General features: G+C 57.7%; 7 protein-coding genes and 1 pseudogene. 7 read left to right on the forward strand and 1 reads right to left on the reverse strand.

Annotation, left to right across the window (positions count from 1 at the left end; translation table 11 throughout):
* Nucleotides 1-58: 58 nt before the first annotated feature.
* From tnpA to ACOI1H_RS22980, 5 genes and pseudogenes are all read left to right on the forward strand, one after another.
* A pseudogene (tnpA, locus tag ACOI1H_RS22960) lies at nucleotides 59-463 on the forward strand (IS200/IS605 family transposase).
* Nucleotides 460-684 (forward strand): hypothetical protein, encoded by a 225-nt coding sequence (locus tag ACOI1H_RS22965; RefSeq protein ID WP_422440460.1) that lies wholly within the window; start codon nucleotides 460-462, stop codon nucleotides 682-684. The pseudogene tnpA and the gene ACOI1H_RS22965 overlap by 4 nt, the downstream one beginning before the upstream one ends.
* Before the next feature lie 234 nt (nucleotides 685-918).
* Entirely contained in the window at nucleotides 919-1,326 is a 408-nt protein-coding gene (locus ACOI1H_RS22970) for a DUF350 domain-containing protein (protein WP_422440461.1), read from the forward strand.
* 109 nt (nucleotides 1,327-1,435) lie between these two features.
* A complete protein-coding gene (locus ACOI1H_RS22975; RefSeq protein WP_422440462.1) occupies nucleotides 1,436-2,089 on the forward strand; it encodes a hypothetical protein in 654 nt (217 codons plus the stop codon).
* A gap of 189 nt (nucleotides 2,090-2,278) precedes the next feature.
* Nucleotides 2,279-2,842 (forward strand): hypothetical protein, encoded by a 564-nt coding sequence (locus ACOI1H_RS22980; RefSeq protein ID WP_422440463.1) that lies wholly within the window; start codon nucleotides 2,279-2,281, stop codon nucleotides 2,840-2,842.
* Between the two features lie 465 nt (nucleotides 2,843-3,307).
* Here ACOI1H_RS22980 and ACOI1H_RS22985 read toward each other — a convergent pair whose 3' ends face one another.
* Complete coding sequence (locus ACOI1H_RS22985; protein WP_422440465.1) at nucleotides 3,308-3,790, reverse strand: hypothetical protein; 483 nt, start codon at nucleotides 3,788-3,790, stop codon at nucleotides 3,308-3,310.
* A 15-nt stretch (nucleotides 3,791-3,805) separates the two neighbouring features.
* Here ACOI1H_RS22985 and ACOI1H_RS22990 point away from each other — a divergent pair, with 15 nt between their 5' ends.
* Together ACOI1H_RS22990 and ACOI1H_RS22995 are read left to right on the forward strand one after the other, a co-directional pair.
* Nucleotides 3,806-4,027: a hypothetical protein gene (locus ACOI1H_RS22990; protein ID WP_422440467.1), complete on the forward strand. Its 222-nt coding sequence runs from the start codon at nucleotides 3,806-3,808 to the stop codon at nucleotides 4,025-4,027.
* A gap of 111 nt (nucleotides 4,028-4,138) precedes the next feature.
* Nucleotides 4,139-4,831 (forward strand): hypothetical protein, encoded by a 693-nt coding sequence (locus tag ACOI1H_RS22995; RefSeq protein ID WP_422440469.1) that lies wholly within the window; start codon nucleotides 4,139-4,141, stop codon nucleotides 4,829-4,831.
* The last annotated feature ends 1,121 nt before the right edge of the window (nucleotides 4,832-5,952 follow it).

A 5,952-nucleotide genomic window follows, 5' to 3' on the forward strand; every position in this document is an offset into this window, starting at 1 on the left:
ACTGCATGCCCACCTCGTGTTCTGCACAAAATACCGCAGACCGGTCATCACCCGCCGGGTGTTCGACCACCTGCGGCAGTCAATGCGCCAGACCGCACAGTGCCTCGCCATCGATCTGATCGCCGTGGAATCCGATGGAAACCATCTGCACCTGATGATCCTCTATCCGCCAAGCCTCAGTCTGAGCACGATCGTCAAGCGTCTCAATGGCGCATCATCGCGACACATCCGGCAGCAGCGGCTGCCCGAAGTGATGAAACGTCTCTGAGGCCGTCACTTCTGGAGTCCAAGTTACTTCGTGGTCTCCTGTGGTGGCGCGCCTCTCGACGTGGTCAAATCTTACGTCGAGAGCCAGCAAGACGCAGATACCAAGAAGAGAAAAGCCGCAGCGCAGCCGCTCAAAATGAAAAGGAAATCCTATCCCCAGGCTGAAGTCAGGGGTTTGCGGATTTTGGACGGTTGATCAAGGGAATCTACACCCCCGAGGAGCAGGCATTGGTCGACAAGATTAAACACCACGAGAACGAGCTGGTCAGCATTACAGAAGACCTCAACCAGCGACTCAGGGACCGGCTGACGACGATGGCTGCCGAACCGAAGCAAGACATGGCGCGTCAGAGCTTCCTGCGGTTGGCTCTCGCGGAAATAATGAAGATGCGCCGCGTCCTCGTGAGGGTCTACTGACTACACCAGTCAGCGGCCATTCTGGTGTTCCCCCATTTGGAGGGAGAAACACAGAGTGTCTTTGCCGGTCGCTTGCTAAGAGCCGGTGTGATTAAACACTGCCAAGAGATCGCATCAGAAACCGCAGCCGACTGACACTTTGTCATAATATCGAACCAACGCCGTGCGCAAACACACCCCTTTTCTCTCAAAAGAGAACCCTGACATAAGCTGGAGATGACAATGGACACAATCGTGACCGAGCCGAACCTGCTGTCGAGCCTCGCAGGCTTCGCGCTTTACTTCATGATCGCCGTCGTGATGATCAAGTTGCTGCTCTGGGCTTACGAAAAGCTCACGCCTTACGACGAAGGCGCACTCATCACCGAGAACAATATCGCAGCCGCCATCAGCTACACCGGCGCCAAGATCGGTCTGGCCATCCCGATGGCTTTTGCCTGCTTCCAGTCGGTCGGCATCTTTGATTTCATCATCTGGTCCTTGGTGGCTTTTGCAGCCCAGATGACCCTTTTCGGTGTCACCGTCTTCGCGCGACCGCTGCTGATCTCGCAAATCAAGGTTGGCCATGTCGCCGGTGCCCTGCGTCTTGCAGGCAGCTCCGTCGCGGTTGGCCTGCTGAACGCCGCTGCGATGTCTTACTGACGCCTCAGCACGCTTGCCCTGAAAAAGCCCCGGCAAGCCCTCAAAAGAGGCGTCTCTGTGTCACCCTGTCTCACAGAGGCACCATCCTTAATCCTATGGAGATCGCCAGATGGACAACCGCAATTTCACATCCGGTCTCCGCGCTGAAGCAGATCGCCTGAAGACCCTCCAGAAACAAGACGCGGAGCTTCTGGCAGAGCGCCAAAAGCAGAAAGCGGCAAATCGGCAAGCCCGAGAGCGACAGCAAGAGCATGAGGCTGCGCAAAGTGAACTGCGCCGCCAGACGGGCAGCGCTCTGCAACACCACATCCGCCAGCGCTTGCACCACGAATACTCGATACAGCAATTTTCCGACAGCGTGTCAGTGGACCTATCCGGCCGGCCCGGAACAGTTCTGAACTTTCAGATCGACACTCAACAATGCGCATCCTTCGCCAGGACTGATTTGAAGAATATCCAGGACATGAAGATTCCTGTTCATGTGGTTCGATACGGCGATGGATATCCCGAAGTTGGCGATCTTATGACCCATCTGCATGCGCAGCACATCGAAATCCAGATCTCAAACCGACCTGCGAAAGTCCTCGAGCTCCCAGATGTCGCTGCGCTGGACGATTTTCTGGGACGCCTCAGCTACCATATGGACCCTCACCTCGACGAGATGAAAAAAGTCGTCGCAGTTCGGCAGAGCAAGACCAACATCATCGTTTTGTTTATTCTGTTTGTTTGCATCATTGTCATGATCACAATCTTTGGCCTGTAGCAAAATCGACAGGCCAACGACGCATCGCTATTTTTTTAAAGGTAAACGGGATAGATCAGGCGACGCGTGAACAGTATCGCATGTAATCTATTGAATATCTCTCGGAGCGCGCAATCGGCGCCTGACTTCGACCGACAGGCACGCGCCTGCGCACGCAAGAATTTTCTTCAGCAGAAAGACAGACAGGCCATGGACGAGATCCAAAAAGTTGCTCACGCCGACGGCGAGCCGACACTGCCCCTCATCGCTTTCTACATTTTCGTCTGGGCGGTCCTCACCGCCGGGCTGATCCCGTTATCAGGTCTGATCGCCCCTGCGGGATTGTCTACCTCCCTCACGATCGTGTTCATCGCAATTGCAGCAATGGCACTGACGATGATGACCATGTCACTCCTGATGACCATCATCGGCTGCAACGGCAACTATCTCGTCTACCCAGCCCTATACACGCCTGGTGTCAATGCGACCCACCTGCGGTTCGATTCCCCACACGGCTATGCGCGCCTTATCGGTTCGGTGGTCATCACGATCGCCGGCTCCACCTGCCTCGCGATCCTGCTGGCGTGTTCTGCCTACATCGCGATCACGCCCCTCATTGGAATGCTTCTCGCGGGATCAGGCCTCGCCACGGCATTATGTGCAAAGCACGTCGTGCTCGAGACCCTCCGCATCCAGGCCATCACCCGGGGTTTCGACGCCGACGTCAAAGTCGATGATGCGAGTATACGCACGGATATCCCGGTCAAGTTCTAACCGGCCGTGTTGCCGGCCGAGGCGAAAACCACAACCCTGACCCAAAGAGCGTCGACATGATGAAACCGCAATCTAGCCTCGCATCAGCCGGACATGTTGCGCGCAATATCAGCGGCACCGGCCTTGTCGTGGACCAAGTGGCAGAGTCAGGCACCACCTATCTCGTCGGTCGCACGGCGCCCGTCCAGACCAGCCGGGGTGTCTTACGGATCGCAGCCTGGAAAATGATGGACGCCGAGGCGCGCAACATCTGGCCCACGTCGACCCGCCTCACTGCAACGCTTGCCGAACGGCACCTTGTCGAGCCAAGCGCGCCTCGCACTACTCGCGGAGCAGGCCGCCATAGACGCCAGCCGCACGCCCGGGTAAGGCGCGACGCAGCCGGCATCGAAAACCCAGCACCCAGTTCAGGAATGTTCCAAGTTGACGATTCATACAACGAGCGCGACGCTCGGAGCCTCCGTTTCAACCAGTGATGCCAAGGTGGCCCTTGTCGTAAGCCGGGTTATCCAAGGGCGCGATGTCTACAGTGTCGCGTGCGCACCGTCCGTTACCTGCGGTGATCACCAGGTGAGAGTTTCGGCCTGGAAACGCCTCGACCCTGTGCTGCGATGCGAGACCCCCGATGGACTCATGATCCAGGCGCAAGTCTATCACGATATGGTCGGTCAATGGCTGGATGCCCTGAGCGCGGAAGAAGATCAGGCAGCCTGCAAGCTGGCGCAGGACTGGCTGGAGCCGATGCTCCACTTTCTCTTCGAGGATGACATGGACGCGCGCGCAGCGGAGCATGATGTCTTGCGGCAGTGCTTTGACATCGGGTATTTCCACATCGGCGAACTTGCTTTCATGGGGCGTCATCACCACAGGGTATTCGGGACACCCACAATCGGCGATTTGGTCGTCACCGAACTGCCACACGAGGTTCCAGGGCGCGCGCCGCTTCACGTGTGGGAGACCTTCATGAACGACGACACCAAATCGATGAAGTTCAGGTCGCATCCGATGCACGGACTTCCTCAGATCGGGAAAGGCCTTGTCACAGCACCCGGATTTCCGACCACGGGTCTGAAGGTCAGCCCGGTCTCACTCAGGTGCCTGACGCCAGGCATCCTTTCGAGCCACGCGCGTCTCGCACTGATCGCTGAGCAGGCCGCCATCGAGGCCGCGAGGGTCGACTGCTGAAAGGTCTGGCCACACGCGGCCGAATAGGAGATCGTGCAGATAATGACTGACCCCTCACTGCCACAATCGCAAAACAGTGCCGCGCACGATGTCAGTGCTGCGGCTCTTGTCGTGGAGCGTGTTGTCAAAAACGGCACGGCCTATCTTGTTGCATGCACGCCACCGCAGCCAGCATTCTGCGGCCAAATCCGGATCGCTGCCTCGAAGTTCCTCGATCCAAAGCGCCGCCGCGACCAACCCGCCGGGTTGAAGATCCACGCCCAGAGATGCAAGGCGGGAGATGATGTCTGGACACAAACGCAAACAATTCATCGCAACGACGAAGCGCTGGCCTGCGACATGACAGTCGCCTGGCTGGCACCGCTTGTGCGGTTTCTTCTCGAAGATGACGAGGCCCTTTTTGCAAGTGAGTGCGCACACATGCGCAAGGATTTCGCCGCAGGCGCGTTTTATGCTGCGCGGGAAGCATTCTTCGTGCGTCAGCATATCAGGATCTATGGCGAACCCTTGCCTGGCGATCTCGTCGTGATCTCGGTTCCGCGGACCTTTGATGATCGCGATCCAGTCTATTTCTGGCAATTCCTGCATATCGCGGAAGCGAACTGCATGTTCAGATCGCACATCGTCCACGGCGATCCCCGGAAACTGGACAATCTGCCCTCACATCCATCCACTTCAAATCCGGCCCGCAAGGTAAGTCCGGCCGCCCTGCGCCGTCTGCCACCGAGTGTCCTGTCGCACCATGGGCGACTTGCATTGCTCGCAGAGCAGGCCGCAATCGAAGCAGCCCGGGCCGTCGGCTGACATGACGATCGCGCGGTGTGCTGGGCGGCGGCGCCGTCGATCCCAAAATCTGGCCCAGATCCTGACGCGATCGAGCTGACATCAGTTCTGAGGTCGTTGGTGATATGGGCGCGCCGGGCCCCTCGATCTTGCCCTGACCAGGAATGGATGGCTGACGAGACAGGTGCAGGTGATGGTATTTTCCTTTTTCCCATTAAGAACGCCCAAGAGAGATCAGCCTGTGAAGACCCATTACGGGACACCGACGTGTTTGGGTGTCAATGAATTGCGAATGGCGGACACTCTCAAAGCTCTCCAGAGGCCAATGATCTTGAAGAGCAATATGCCGTGACGGGAGCCTTGACGGGAGACAAGTCTGCGGTTCATCGGGCAAGACCCGACTGACACCCACGGACAGACCCCAGGGCAGACCACTCCCTTCCAGGCTCACACATCCGGACCAGATGTGGTTGCCCTTCGCACAGCCCCTGCGTCACCCATATTTCCGCAAAACTTCCGCACCGACGCGACACGGGGCATCCCCGTGGAGATGCGGGGGCTCCGCCCCCGCCCCGCGAAAAGATGCGACGGGAGGGATAAGCACCACGCCAGCGTTATCATCTCCATGGAGTTGATTGCAGGAACGACCAGCGTCCCTCAAGCCTCACGGCTTTGATTATTGCGATCAGCGGAGCGATCACCGAAGGGCGCTCACCTGCGGTTCACTTCAAGAGAAACAGTGAAGATTTCGCAAGACGGCGTATCCGCCATATCACTCAAATAAGCAAAAGACAGAACACACGGAAGAGATCATACGCCGACCCCGAAAGGGGCCGGCGTTTTTTATGCTGACGCCTGGAAGGTGAAGATGCGCCAAGAGCATTTGACGCCGGACGCCGCGAGCATGGGGTGCTGCAAAAAAAGGGGGGGGGGGGTAATTGAGAAACTCCCTGAGAGCTGGCCAGAGCCTGCATCTTTTCCTGATCAGATCGCGGCTGGGGGACTGGCTTCTGTCTGTCTTTCTGTCCGACCGGTGGGTCTTCGCAGAGAGGTGGAGAAATCCTGGATGAAGAGAAGAGCCGGGCGGGACGCCCGGAAGAATGGCCTTCGAAGATGGCCGTTTCTCAAGTTTGTGAAACGGC

This window comes from Loktanella sp. DJP18, assembly GCF_049310965.1.
Lineage (GTDB): Bacteria > Pseudomonadota > Alphaproteobacteria > Rhodobacterales > Rhodobacteraceae > Loktanella.